The following is a 12,096-nucleotide window of genomic DNA, read 5'->3' as shown; positions in this document are numbered from 1 at the left end:
GCGCGGACTCCTTCTTAGCCGCCGCGGCGGGGGCCTCTAGGCCGGCTCCCTCGCCGCGGGGCGAGTCATGCGCGTCGGCCGTTCGCCATCGACCGACGAGGAGAGCCCACCATGACCGCTCAGCAGCCCAGTCCCATGCCGTTCCATCGCTACCAGCCGTTCGAGCCGGTACGCCTGACCGACCGCACGTGGCCCGACCAGGTGATCACCAAGGCCCCCCGCTGGTGCGCGGTCGACCTGCGCGACGGCAACCAGGCGCTCATCGACCCGATGGACTCCCACCGCAAGCTCCAGATGTTCGAGCTGCTCGTCCGCATGGGCTTCAAGGAGATCGAGGTCGGTTTCCCGGCCGCCAGCCAGACCGACTTCGACTTCATCCGAAAGATCATCGACGAGGGCCGCGTCCCCGACGACGTCGTCGTTCAGGTGCTGACGCAGGCCCGGCCGGAGCTCATCGAGCGCACCTTCGAGGCGATCGAGGGCGCCAAGCAGGCCATCGTCCACCTGTACAACTCCACCTCCACCCTGCAGCGCCGGGTCGTCTTCGGCCAGGACAAGGACGGCATCACCGCGATCGCCGTCGAGGGCGCCAAGCTGGTCAAGAAGCTCGCCGACGCCACCGACGTCGACGTCCGCTTCCAGTACTCACCGGAGTCGTTCACCGGCACCGAGCTGGAGTACGCGGTCGAGGTGTGCGACGCCGTCAACGACGTGTGGCAGCCCACCCCCGACCGCAAGGTCATCATCAACCTGCCCGCCACCGTCGAGATGGCCACCCCCAACATCTACGCCGACCAGATCGAGTGGATGCACCGCAACCTGCGCCACCGCGACTCGATCGTGCTGTCGCTGCACCCGCACAACGACCGGGGCAGCGCCGTGGCCGCCGCCGAGCTGGGCTACCTGGCCGGCGCCGACCGCATCGAGGGTTGCCTGTTCGGCAACGGCGAGCGCACCGGCAACGTCTGCCTGGTCACGCTGGGCATGAACCTGTTCTCCCAGGGCGTCGACCCCGAGCTCGACTTCAGTGACATCGACGAGATCCGCCGCGTCACCGAGTACTGCAACCAGCTGCCCGTCCACCCGCGTCACCCGTGGGGCGGCGAGCTGGTCTACACCGCCTTCTCCGGCTCCCACCAGGACGCCATCAAGAAGGGCTTCGAGCACCTGGAGAAGGACGCGCGGGAGGCGGGCGTGCCCGTCGACGAGTTCACCTGGGCGGTGCCGTATCTCCCGATCGACCCCAAGGACATCGGCCGCAGCTACGAGGCGGTCATCCGGGTCAACAGCCAGTCCGGCAAGGGCGGCGTCGCCTACATCATGAAGGCCGACCACCAGCTCGACCTGCCGCGCCGGCTGCAGATCGAGTTCTCCAAGGTCGTGCAGGCCCGCACCGACACCGAGGGCGGCGAGATCAGCCCGGCCGCCATGTTCGAGATCTTCCAGGACGAGTACCTCCCCAACCCGGCCAACCGCTGGGGCCGCCTCGGCCTGATGGCGCACCGCCACGAGTCGGTGGCCGACGACGTCGACCGCATCAGCGCCGACGTGCGGGTCGACGGCGAGATCCGGGAGGTCGCGGGCTCCGGCAACGGCCCCATCTCGGCGTTCATCGACGCCATCGCGCGCATCGGCGTCCGGGTGCGCGTCCTCGACTACGTGGAGCACGCGCTCAGCGCCGGCTCCGACGCCAAGGCCGCCTCGTACGTGGAGTGCGAGGTGGACGGGCAGGTGCTGTGGGGCGTCGGCATCGACGCCAGCACCACCACCGCCGCCCTCAAGGCCGTGATCTCGGCCGTCAACCGCGCGTCCCGCTGACCCGGCGGGCCCTGCTTCCGGGCCCCGGCACGACCTGCCGGGCCCGGAGTCACTCGACCGCGCTCCCCGCGACCCCGGGGGAGGCGCGGTCGAGTCGTCTCCGGGGTCAGGCGCGGGTGAGCCCGATCGTCGCGCCCAGCGCCCGCACCATGTGGTCGAACGCCGGCCGGTTGTCCTCGAAGGCGCCCTTGAACTGGCCGAACACCTCAAAGCTCACCCACCCGTACAGGGCCGTCCACGCCGACAGGGCGCGCAGCAGCGCGTCGCCGGGCACGCCGGGCATGAGCTCGGCCAGGCTCGCCTCCGCCTCTCCCGCGAGCGCCGGATCGGCCTCCACGGGGGCGGCGGGCGGCACGAGCGCCCCGGCCCGCTGGGCGGCGGACAGGATCGCGCCGAACACCCTCAGGTCGCGCACCCTCGGCGCGATCGTGTCCTGCGGCGCCTGGTAGCCCGGCACCGGCGAGCCGTACAGCAGCGCGTACTCGTGGGGGTGGGCCAGCGCCCAGTCGCGTACGGCGTGGCACAGGGCCGCCCACCGGCCCGGGAAGTCGCCGCCGGGGGCGGCGGCGTCGGCGCGCTCCACGGCCTCGCCGAGCGCGTTGTAGCCGTCGATGATCAACGTGGTGAGCAGGTCGTCGCGGCTCGGGAAGTAGCGGTAGATCGCCGAGGACACCATCCCCATCTCGCGCGCCACGGCGCGCAGGGACAGGCCGCCGGCCCCCTCGGTGGCGAGCTGCCTGCGGGCGATCTCCACGATCTCCCTCGTCAGCTCGGCGCGGACGCGTTCTCTCGCGGTTCGGCTGGCTGTCATGTCCAGCACGCTACCAGAGCGGCGGCAGAAAACGAGAGCACCGCTCTTGACGACTGCCGCTCACTTGAGAGAGCATTGCTCTCGTAAGCGAACGGGTAGTCACCGGAGGCCGAGATGCTCACCACCCTCAAGGGCGCCAACGCGGTGCTGATGTTCTTCCTGGAGCTGGGCGTGCTCGCCTCCGTGGCCTACTGGGGCTTCACGGTGAGCCCCAACTGGGCGATCAAGCTGCTCGCCGGCCTCGGCGGCCCGGCCCTGTTCATCGCCGTGTGGGCGCTGTTCGGCGCGGGCGGCGGCGCCAACGCCACGATCCCGCTCACCGGGATCGCCCGGGCGGTCCTGGAGATCGTCTGGTTCGGCGGCGGCGCGTTCTTCCTCTACGCTGCGGGCCGGGCGGCCCCGGCCGCCGTCTTCGCCCTCGTCTTCGTCGTCAACGCGGTCCTCCGCATCCTCTGGAAGCAGGTCTGATCATGGGTAAGCACATCGTCGTCGGCTCCGGCCAGGTCGGCGGCCACCTGGCCGCCAAGCTCGTCGCGCAGGGCCACGACGTCACCGTCGTCACCCGCTCCGGCTCCGGCCCCGAGGGGGCCACCCGGGTGGCGGCCGACGTCACCGACCAGGCCCGGCTCACCGAGATCGGCAAGGGCGCCGACGTCCTCTACAACTGCGTCAACCCGGCCTACCACCGCTGGCTCACCGACTGGCCGCCGATGGCCGCCTCCCTCTTGGCCGCCGCCGAGGCCACCGGCGCCGTGTACGCCATGCTCGGCAACCTCTACGCGTACGGCCCCGTGAGCGGCCCGATGACCGAGGACCTGCCGCTCGCCTCCACCAGCCCCAAGGCCCGGGTGCGCGCCCGCATGTGGACCGAGGCCCTGGCCGCGCACGAGGCGGGCCGCGTCCGGGTGACCGAGGTGCGCGGCTCCGACTACTTCGGGCCCGGCTCCTCCGACCAGTCCTACCTGGGCGCCCGGTTCCTCGTCCCGCTGCGCGCGGGCAAGACGGTCTCGCTGGTCTGGCCCGCCGACGTGCCGCACAGCTGGACGTACCTGCCGGACGTCGCCGACGCGCTCATCGTGGCGGGCTCCGACGAGCGGGCGTGGGGCCGGCCGTGGCACGTGCCCACCGCCGAGCCGCTCACCTTCCGGCAGATCGGCGAGCGGATGGCGGCCGTCCTCGGCCGCCCGGCGCCGAGGATGAGCACGCTGCCGTGGCCGCTGGTGCGCGCGGTGGGCCTGGTCAACCCCATGGCCGGGGAGATGCGGCACATCCGCTACCAGTTCGTCGAGCCGTTCGTGCTCGACTCCTCGGCGTTCCAGACCACCTTCGGCGTGCGCCCCACGCCGACGGACGAGGCGCTGCGGGCTACGCTCGCCGGATGAAGACAGCCGTGATCGGCCTGGGCGACATCGCCGAGAAGGCGTACCTGCCCGTGCTCGCCGCCCAGCCCGGAATCGACCTCCACCTCTGCACCCGCGACCGGCCGACCCTGGACCGGCTCGGCGACACCTACCGCGTCGCCGGCCGGTTCACCTCCGTCGGCGAGGTGATCGAGGCGGGCGTCGAGGCCGCGTTCGTCCACGCCGCCACGACCGCCCACCGCGAGCTGGTCGAACCGCTGCTCAAGGCCGGTGTCCACGTCTACGTGGACAAGCCGCTCGCCGACAACCTGCCCGACTCCGAGCACCTCGTACGGCTCGCGCACGCCGAGCGCCGCTCGCTCATGGTCGGCTTCAACCGCAGGTACGCCCCCGGCTACGTGGGCCTCGCGGCGCTGCCCCGCCATCTGGTCCTCATGCAGAAGAACCGCGCCGGCCAGGCGGACGACCCCCGGCGGACCGTGTTCGACGACTTCATCCACGTGGTGGACACCCTGCGCTTCCTCGCCCCCGGCGAGGTGACCGGCACCGCGATCCGCACCCGCGTCGTCAATGGCCTGGCCGAGCACCTGGTGCTGGAGCTGACCGGCGACGGGTTCACCGCGATCGGCTCCATGTGCCGGGTCAGCGGCGCCGCCGAGGAGAGCTGCGAGGTCATGGGCGGCGGCGTCAAGCGGCGGGTGGTCAACCTGGGTGACGTGATCGACTACACGGCCGGCGAGACGCTGGTGCGCCGGCCCGACTGGGTGCCGGTCGCCCGGCAGCGCGGCATCGAGCAGGCGTGCCTGGACTTCCTCGACGCCGTGCGCGACGGGCGCCTGCTCACGGCTGACGACGCGCTCATCACCCACGCCATCTGCGAGGACATCGTGAGGCACGCCGGGGAGCACGGCACGAGCTGATCCACGACCGGCCAGGGGAGGAGGGGCCGGTCGCCCGTCCGCCTGCCGCTCGTCCACCGCTCGCTCATCCACCGGTCCGACTCGTCGAGCATCCGCCGGAACGTCCGGCCGCCGAGCCGCGTGAGCACGGTGAAACCGCGCGGGTCGTGCAGCGGGCTGGAGGAGGAGACGACGCCCGCCACCGCCCCGTCGTGCAGCGCGGGGCCGCCGCTGCCGCCGTCGGGCGCGTGACAGTTGCGCGTCACCAGCACCCCGGGCCCCCGGTCCGCGCCCTCGGCGGCGTCGCCCAGGCAGTGGTAGAGATCCGTGCCGGGGTACCTCCGGCCCGCCGGGTAGCCGAGCAGCTCCAGCCCGCGCAGCGAGGTGCCGTGCCGCGTGGGCAGCGTCCGCAGCCCGCGCCCGGTCACGTCCTCCAGCGCCGGGCCACGGCCGCCGACCCCGATCAGGCCGACGTCGTACGGGAGCTGGTCCACCGTGCCCTGCCCGGTGCGCCACCGCTGCGGCACCCACGTCCGCGCGGCCCGCCACACCCCGAGCGGCGGCCGGCCGCCCTGGAAGCCCGGCAGGAACGACACCTCCCGCAGCTTCCTGCCCTGGTCGTACAGGCAGTGGGCGGCCGTGAGCACCAGGCTCCGGCTGCGCGACCTGATCACCGCGCCGCCGCACAGCACGGTGCGGCCCGCGACCGGGTCGCGGGCCAGCACCAGCCCCGCCAGCCGCCGCTCCCCGGCGTAGGGCGGGGCGACGGGCGCGTACCCCAGCCGGTCGCCCCCCGGCGTCAGGACCTGGCGCTGGGGGACGGACCGTTGCGCGAGCGCCCGCTGCGCCGTGACCTGCGTGTCAGGCACGAGAGGCGAATGGAGGAGGGCGAGGGGCAGGGTGAGGGACAGCACCGACCTGAGCACGTCCCCCACCTTAGGTCCCCGATGATCAATGCCCTGACCTGCGACACCTGGTGATCGGCGAGGTTTACCCAACCTAGGTGCGGGCCCGGGCGGGCTCGATCAGGGGTACAGGCCGCGCACCCGGTGCGCCTCGGCGACCCGGTCCACGCCGATGACGTGCGCCGCCTGCCGCAGGGTCAGCCCCCGCTCGCCGGCCAGCGTGCGCACCTCGCCGTACGCGCTCTCCATGAGGTCGCGCAGCTTCAGCTCGACCTCACCGGCGCTCCACGAGTACGCCTGCATGTTCTGCACCCACTCCAGGTACGACACGATCACCCCGCCCGCGTTGGCCAGGATGTCCGGGACGACCGTCGTGCCGGCGTCGGCGAGGATCTCGTCGGCCTCGGGCGTGGTGGGCCCGTTGGCGCCCTCCACGACCAGGCGGGCGCGGACGCGGGGCGCGTTGGCGGCGGTGATGACGTTCTCCAGCGCGGCCGGCACCAGCACGTCGACGTCCAGCTCCAGCAGGTCGTCGTGGGCCATGGCGTCGGCGTGGGGGTAGCCGGCGACGCCGCCCGACTCGTCGGCGTGGGCGCGCAGCGCGGCCACGTCGAGCCCGGCCGGGGCGTGGACGGCGCCCGAGACGTCGGAGACGGCGACGACCACGCAGCCCGCGTCGGCGAGGTACTGCGCGGCCAGCGCGCCCACCTTGCCGAAGCCCTGCACGGCGACCGTCACGCCCTCGGGCGAGCGGCCCAGCGCGGCCAGTGCCGCGATCTGCACGCCGCGCGAGGTGGCGCCGGCCCGGCCGAGCGAGCCGCCCAGCGTCATCGGCTTGCCGGTGACCACCCCGGGCACCGAGTAGCCGGTGTTGACGCTGTAGGTGTCCATGATCCAGGCCATGGTCTGCTCGTCGGTGCCGACGTCGGGGGCCGGGATGTCCTTCTCCGGGCCGATGAGCGGCAGGATCTCGTTGACGTAGCGGCGGGTCAGCCGCTCCAGCTCGCGCGAGCTGAGGGCGCTCGGGTCCACGGCCACGCCGCCCTTGGCGCCGCCGTACGGGATGCCCACGAGGGCGCACTTCCAGGTCATCCACATCGCGAGGGCGGTGACCTCGTGGATGTCGGTGGCCGGGTGGAAGCGGATGCCGCCCTTGGCGGGGCCGCGCGAGATGTTGTGCTGCACGCGGAAGCCCTGGACGACGTCCATCTGGCCGTTCTCACGCCGCAGCGGCACGGAGACGGTCAGGGAGCGGCGCGGCGTGGCGAGCATCGTGCGCAGCCCGTCGTCGAGGCCGAGGTGCTCGGCCGCGTGGTGGAGCTGCCGGAGGGCGGAGTCGAGGGCCTGCAGGCCCGGGGTCGTGAGGTCGGACGGGATCGAGGCCGGTTTCGCGAGCGCCGGCGTCATTGACGGCACCATGACGGTCATGGAAGGAGTGCCTCCTGGTGTGTACCCCCATGGGGAGGACAGGCGCCATTGCCTGCCTCTTTGGGGGTAGGTGTCGCGATGATCCTATAGCGGCCTGTTTCGGCGCGACTGGGTTTTTTGATAGTCGTGGCGAAACGGTGCTGCATTCATCGATCCAACCCCTAGCTGGCGGCGCCGCGTAGGTGCCACTCTGGCACCCTTGGGTACGAGACTGTGCCTTGTTGTCGAATCGGGGGGTCGGGATGCCCGCACTGGTGCTCGGGCCGATGCTGCGTTACGTGGACGCGTCCAGCGCATCGATCTGGGTGGAGACCGACGGCCCGTGCGCGGTCTCCGTCGTCGCGGACGGGCGCGCCCACGACTCGCGCACCTTCACGGTGCACGGCCACCACTACGCGATCGTCGACCTCGTCGGCTTAACTGCGGACGTCGAGAGCTACGCGGTCGAGCTGGACGGCGAGCGGGTGTGGCCGGAGGAGGGCCGGCCGCCGAGCCGCATCCGGCTGCTGCCGCCGGAAGGGCCGCGCCGGATGACGTTCGGCTCCTGCCGCACGAGCGTGCCCCACGACGCCGCCCACGTCCTGACGCACGGCGAGGACGTGCTGCGCGCCTACGGCGGCCACCTCATGGAGGCGGGCGACGACGAGTGGCCCGACCTGTTGCTGCTGCTCGGCGACCAGGTCTACGCCGACAGTCCCTCGCCCGAGATGCTGGAGTACATCCGCGCCCGCCGCGACGACGAGCCGCACGGCGAGATCGCCGACTACGAGGAGTACGCCGAGCTCTACCGGCAGGCGTGGAGCGACCCCGAGATCCGCTGGCTCCTGTCGACCGTGCCCACGGCGATGATCTTCGACGACCATGACCTGCGCGACGACTGGAACACCTCCCACACCTGGCGCCGGCAGATGGCCGCGACGAGCTGGTGGCGGCGCCGGGTGATCTCCGGGCTCGGCGCGTACTGGATCTACCAGCACCTCGGCAACCTGTCGCCGGCCGAGCGGGAGGCCGATCCGCTGCTGCGCAGCCTGCGCGAGGGCACGGGCGACGGCGGCGGCCTGCTCGACGACTTCGCCGAGAAGGCCGACGCCGATCCGGCCAGCACCCGCTGGAGCTACGCGCGCGACCTCGGCCACACCCGCCTCATCATGATCGACACCAGGTGCGCGCGGCAGCTCACCCCCGGCGACCGCCGGATGCTCGACCCGGTGGAGTGGCAGTGGCTGGTCGAGGAGGTCGGCAAGCCGGCCGGTCGGCTGGTCGTCGGCTCCTCGATCCCGTTCCTGCTGCCCGAGGGAGTCCACTCGGTGCAGAACTGGAACGAGGCCCTGTGCGACGGCAAGTGGGGCCGCCTGGTGGCGCGGTTGTCGGAGAAGTTCCGGCAGGCCGTGGACCTGGAGCACTGGGCGGCGTTCCGCCGCTCGTTCGACGACCTGGCGCGGCTGCTGGTGCGGGTGGGCAAGCCGACGCTGGTCCTGTCTGGCGACGTCCACTACTCCTACGTGGCCAAGGCGAACGCCGGCGACATCCACCAGATCGTCTGCTCGCCGATCCGCAACCCGCTCAGCCCGCTGCTGCGCTGGGCCAACGTGATCACGCAGTTCGGCGTCGCGACCCTGGTCGGCGGCTGGCTCGCGCGCTCGGCCCGCATCCCGAGGCCGCCGTTCCGGTGGCGGGTGACCGAGGGGCCGTGGTTCCAGAACGCCCTGGCCACGCTCACCTTCCCCGACCGCGCCACCTGGTACCAGTCCTCGGGCAACACCATCAAAGAGATCGCTTCTGTACAAATAAAGTGAAAACGGTTATCGTTCGGCGTCGTGAGCAATGACCAGTACTCCGTCGCCGTACCCTTCTACGACCTGTGGCACGAGGACGGGCACGTGCCCGAGATCCGCGAGCTCCTCCCGCCGCTGCTCAAGGGGGTCCGGCGGAGCGTGGTGGAGATCGGCGCCGGCACCGGCCTGATCACCCGGGTCATCGCCCGGGCGACCCCCGCCGAGATCTTCGCGGTCGAGCCGGCGCTCGCCATGCGCTCCGTCCTGCTGTCCCGCCTGGCCGAGGACCCGGACCTGCTGGAGCGCGTGACCGTCCTGGCGTGCGGGGCGCACGACGTGGTCCTCGCCGAGCCCGCCGAGGCCATCGTCATGATCTCGGTCCTGTACGGCTTCGGCCGGGCTGAGCGCGAGCGGCTCTGGCCCGTGCTGGCCCGCTCGCTCGAACCCGGCGGGCTGCTGCTGTTCAACCACCGGGAGCGACCCCAGGCCGAGCCCGGGGAGATGGAGCTCATGGGCTCCTACCGGGTGGGCCGGCACACCTACCAGGTGCGCGGCCAGGTGCTGGAGGTCTCCGGTGAGACCTCGCGCTACCGCCACCTCTACCAGATCACCCAGGACGGGGCCCTGATCAGCGAGGACGAGGTGCTGGGCGAGACCCACCGGCCCACCACGGCCCGGCTGCGGGCCGAGCTGGAGGCGGCCGGGTTCGTCCCGGACGACGCCCCCGACGGCATGCAGGCCTGGCGCCGCGCGGGATAGCGCGGCGGGCGCGCGGCCCCCCGTGTGGGGGCGTGCGGATTCGCCACCAAGGGCGGCGTTCGCGGGAACGGGCGGCCTTCGCGGCGATCTGTGGCGTCCGTGGCGGACGTGCGGCCCCGCCACAGGCGAGGGTTCGCGGCGGGGCCGCACGTCCGGTCCGGTGCGTGCGTCGTGCGGCGGCGCGGGCCGCAAGGCGCCCGTCAGCTCGACGGCCTGTCGGCTCGACGGTCCGTCAACTCGACGGTCCGTCAACTCGACGGTCCGTCAGTTCGACGGTCCGTCAGCTCAGCGGAACGACTTGATCGCGTCGGCGAGCTGGTCGACCGCCCACAGGAGGTCCTCCTCCGAGATCACGATCGGCGGGGCGAGCCGGATCGTGGAGCCGTGGGTGTCCTTGGCCAGCACGCCACGCGCCATGAGCGCCTCCGACACCTGGCGGCCGGTCGCCAGCGACGGGTCGATGTCGACGCCCGCCCACAGGCCGCGACCGCGCACGGTCACCACGCCGTCGCCGATCAGCTCGCGCAGCCGGGCGTGCAGCACCTCGCCGAGGCGGGCGGCGCGCTCCTGGAACTCGCCGGTACGCAGGATCTCGATCACGGCGTTGCCCACGGCGCAGGCCAGCGGGTTGCCGCCGAACGTGGACCCGTGCTGCCCCGGCTTGATCACGCCGAGCACGTCCGCGTTCGCCGCGACGGCCGAGACCGGGACCACGCCGCCGCCGAGCGCCTTGCCCAGCACGTACATGTCCGGGACGACGTTCTCGTGCTCGCAGGCGAAGGTCCGGCCGGTGCGCCCGAGACCCGACTGGATCTCGTCGGCGATCATGAGGATGTTCTCGGCCGTGCACAGCTCGCGCAGCTGCGTGAGGTAGCCGTCCGGCGGCACCAGCACTCCGGCCTCGCCCTGGATCGGCTCGACCAGCACCGCGACCGTGTTGGCGTCGATCGCCTCGCGCACGGCCTCGACCGAGCCGTACTTGACGATCTTGAAGCCCGGCGTGTACGGGCCGAAGCCGCCGCGCGCGTCGGGGTCGGTGGAGAAGCTGACGATCGTGGTGGTGCGACCGTGGAAGTTGTCCTCCATCACGATGATGGTGGCCTGCTCCGGCTCGACGCCCTTGACCTCGTAACCCCACTTGCGGGCCACCTTGATCGCGGTCTCGACGGCCTCGGCGCCGGTGTTCATCGGCAGGATCATGTCCTTGCCGGTGAGGTCGCCGAGCCCGGCGCAGAACTCGGCGAACTGGTCGTGGTAGAACGCGCGGCTGGTCAGCGTGAGCCGGGCGAGCTGCCGCTGCGCCGCCTCGACGATCTTCTCGTTGCCGTGGCCGAAGTTCAGCGAGGAGTAGCCGGACAGGCAGTCGAGGAACCGCCTGCCGTCGACGTCGGTCACCCAGGCGCCCTGCGCCTCGCTGATCACCACGGGCAGCGGGTGGTAGTTGTGCGCGCTCCGGCGCTCGATCACGCCGATCAGCTCTGAGCTGGTCGTCATCCTAGTTGTCCCCCCTGATCTCCAGTGTGCAGCACTTCGGGCCGCCGCCCGCCTTGCGCAGCTCGGACAGGTCGACGGGGACCGGCTCGTAGCCCCGCCGCTTCAGTTCGAGCTGCAGATCCGCGGCCTCGTAGTTGATGACCACGTGGGTGCCGTCGCTGACGGCGTTGAGCCCGAGCACCTCCGCGTCGGCCGCGCTCGCGAGCACCGCGTCCGGGAACATCCGGGCCAGGACCCGCCGGCTGCCCTCGGAGAAGGCGTCGGGGTAGTAGCAGACGTTGCGGCCGTCGAGCGGGAACAGCGCCGTGTCGAGGTGGTAGAAGCGGGGGTCCACCAGCGTGAGCGACACCACCGGGCGGCCGACGAACTCCTGGGCCTCCAGGTGGGCGGCGACGTTCGTGCGGAACCCGGTGCCGGCCAGCACGACCTCGTCCAGGGTCAGGAAGTCGCCCTCACCCTCGTTGACGTGCTCCGGCTCCAGCACAGGATACCCGCGCTCGGCGAACCAGCGCAGGTACGCCGGTCCCTCGGGGCCGCGCTCGGGGAAGGCGAAGCGGGCGCCGTACGCCCGGCCGTCCACGACGAGGGCGCCGTTGGCCGCGAAGACCATGTCGGGCAGGCCCTCGACCGGGTCGATGAGGCTGACCTGGTGCCCGAGGCTCTCGTACGTGGACTTGAGTCCCTCCCACTGCCGGATCGCGACGTCGCGGTCGGCGCCCGCCTCCGGATGCATCCACGGGTTGATGGCGTACTCAACCGTGAAGTGCTCGGGGCGGCACATGAGGAAGTGCTTGGGCATGCAGGTCTCCGTAGAGGTCGTACAAGGGTGTGTGAGCCCCGGGCGTG

At 72.1% G+C, this 12,096-nt stretch carries 10 protein-coding genes; 6 read left to right on the top strand and 4 right to left on the bottom strand.

Annotation, left to right across the window (positions count from 1 at the left end; genetic code table 11):
- Positions 1-111: 111 nt before the first annotated feature.
- The gene (leuA, locus tag HD595_RS04560; protein WP_253765887.1) at positions 112-1,818 is read left to right on the top strand and encodes a 2-isopropylmalate synthase; all 1,707 of its coding nucleotides are present in this window, start codon (positions 112-114) and stop codon (positions 1,816-1,818) included.
- Between the two features lie 106 nt (positions 1,819-1,924).
- Here leuA and HD595_RS04555 read toward each other — a convergent pair whose 3' ends face one another.
- A complete protein-coding gene (locus HD595_RS04555; protein ID WP_253765885.1) occupies positions 1,925-2,629 on the bottom strand; it encodes a TetR/AcrR family transcriptional regulator in 705 nt (234 codons plus the stop codon).
- Between the two features lie 114 nt (positions 2,630-2,743).
- Here HD595_RS04555 and HD595_RS04550 point away from each other — a divergent pair, with 114 nt between their 5' ends.
- From HD595_RS04550 to HD595_RS04540, 3 genes are read left to right on the top strand one after another with little or no spacing between them, the layout of a single operon-like run.
- On the top strand, positions 2,744-3,097 hold the full coding sequence (locus HD595_RS04550) for a YrdB family protein (RefSeq protein ID WP_253765883.1): 354 nt from the start codon (positions 2,744-2,746) through the stop codon (positions 3,095-3,097).
- Between the two features lie 2 nt (positions 3,098-3,099).
- The gene (locus HD595_RS04545) at positions 3,100-4,011 is read left to right on the top strand and encodes an NAD-dependent epimerase/dehydratase family protein (protein ID WP_253765881.1); all 912 of its coding nucleotides are present in this window, start codon (positions 3,100-3,102) and stop codon (positions 4,009-4,011) included.
- Positions 4,008-4,910: a Gfo/Idh/MocA family protein gene (locus HD595_RS04540; RefSeq protein WP_253765879.1), complete on the top strand. Its 903-nt coding sequence runs from the start codon at positions 4,008-4,010 to the stop codon at positions 4,908-4,910. The genes HD595_RS04545 and HD595_RS04540 overlap by 4 nt, the downstream gene beginning before the upstream one ends.
- Before the next feature lie 1,004 nt (positions 4,911-5,914).
- Here the strand turns inward: HD595_RS04540 and HD595_RS04535 are convergent.
- Complete coding sequence (locus tag HD595_RS04535) at positions 5,915-7,222, bottom strand: Glu/Leu/Phe/Val family dehydrogenase (protein ID WP_253765877.1); 1,308 nt, start codon at positions 7,220-7,222, stop codon at positions 5,915-5,917.
- A gap of 242 nt (positions 7,223-7,464) precedes the next feature.
- Here HD595_RS04535 and HD595_RS04530 point away from each other — a divergent pair, with 242 nt between their 5' ends.
- Positions 7,465-9,018 (top strand): alkaline phosphatase D family protein, encoded by a 1,554-nt coding sequence (locus HD595_RS04530; RefSeq protein ID WP_253765875.1) that lies wholly within the window; start codon positions 7,465-7,467, stop codon positions 9,016-9,018.
- Between the two features lie 21 nt (positions 9,019-9,039).
- Positions 9,040-9,756 (top strand): class I SAM-dependent methyltransferase, encoded by a 717-nt coding sequence (locus tag HD595_RS04525; protein ID WP_253765873.1) that lies wholly within the window; start codon positions 9,040-9,042, stop codon positions 9,754-9,756.
- 285 nt (positions 9,757-10,041) lie between these two features.
- Here HD595_RS04525 and rocD read toward each other — a convergent pair whose 3' ends face one another.
- Both rocD and ddaH read right to left on the bottom strand, forming a co-directional pair.
- Positions 10,042-11,250: an ornithine--oxo-acid transaminase gene (gene rocD / locus HD595_RS04520; protein ID WP_253765871.1), complete on the bottom strand. Its 1,209-nt coding sequence runs from the start codon at positions 11,248-11,250 to the stop codon at positions 10,042-10,044.
- 1 nt (position 11,251) lies between these two features.
- Positions 11,252-12,049 carry a dimethylargininase gene (ddaH, locus tag HD595_RS04515; protein ID WP_253765870.1) on the bottom strand — a complete coding sequence of 266 codons (798 nt, stop codon included), beginning with the start codon at positions 12,047-12,049 and terminating at the stop codon, positions 11,252-11,254.
- Between the last annotated feature and the right edge of the window lie 47 nt (positions 12,050-12,096).

The sequence above is a fragment of the Nonomuraea roseoviolacea subsp. carminata genome (genome assembly GCF_024172185.1).
Classification (GTDB): domain Bacteria; phylum Actinomycetota; class Actinomycetes; order Streptosporangiales; family Streptosporangiaceae; genus Nonomuraea; species Nonomuraea roseoviolacea.
Note: the sequence above shows the minus strand (reverse complement) of the source record. Positions and strands in the feature narration are given on the sequence as shown.

Excerpts from the sequence above, each read along its gene's own strand:
- HD595_RS04530 (WP_253765875.1), top strand. The coding sequence starts at position 7,465 with ATGCCCGCACTGGTGCTCGGGCCGATGCTGCGTTACGTGGACGCGTCC.
- rocD (WP_253765871.1), bottom strand. The coding sequence starts at position 11,250 with ATGACGACCAGCTCAGAGCTGATCGGCGTGATCGAGCGCCGGAGCGCG.
- ddaH (WP_253765870.1), bottom strand. The coding sequence starts at position 12,049 with ATGCCCAAGCACTTCCTCATGTGCCGCCCCGAGCACTTCACGGTTGAG.
- leuA (WP_253765887.1), top strand. The coding sequence starts at position 112 with ATGACCGCTCAGCAGCCCAGTCCCATGCCGTTCCATCGCTACCAGCCG.
- HD595_RS04550 (WP_253765883.1), top strand. The coding sequence starts at position 2,744 with ATGCTCACCACCCTCAAGGGCGCCAACGCGGTGCTGATGTTCTTCCTG.
- HD595_RS04545 (WP_253765881.1), top strand. The coding sequence starts at position 3,100 with ATGGGTAAGCACATCGTCGTCGGCTCCGGCCAGGTCGGCGGCCACCTG.
- HD595_RS04540 (WP_253765879.1), top strand. The coding sequence starts at position 4,008 with ATGAAGACAGCCGTGATCGGCCTGGGCGACATCGCCGAGAAGGCGTAC.
- HD595_RS04555 (WP_253765885.1), bottom strand. The coding sequence starts at position 2,629 with ATGACAGCCAGCCGAACCGCGAGAGAACGCGTCCGCGCCGAGCTGACG.
- HD595_RS04535 (WP_253765877.1), bottom strand. The coding sequence starts at position 7,222 with ATGACCGTCATGGTGCCGTCAATGACGCCGGCGCTCGCGAAACCGGCC.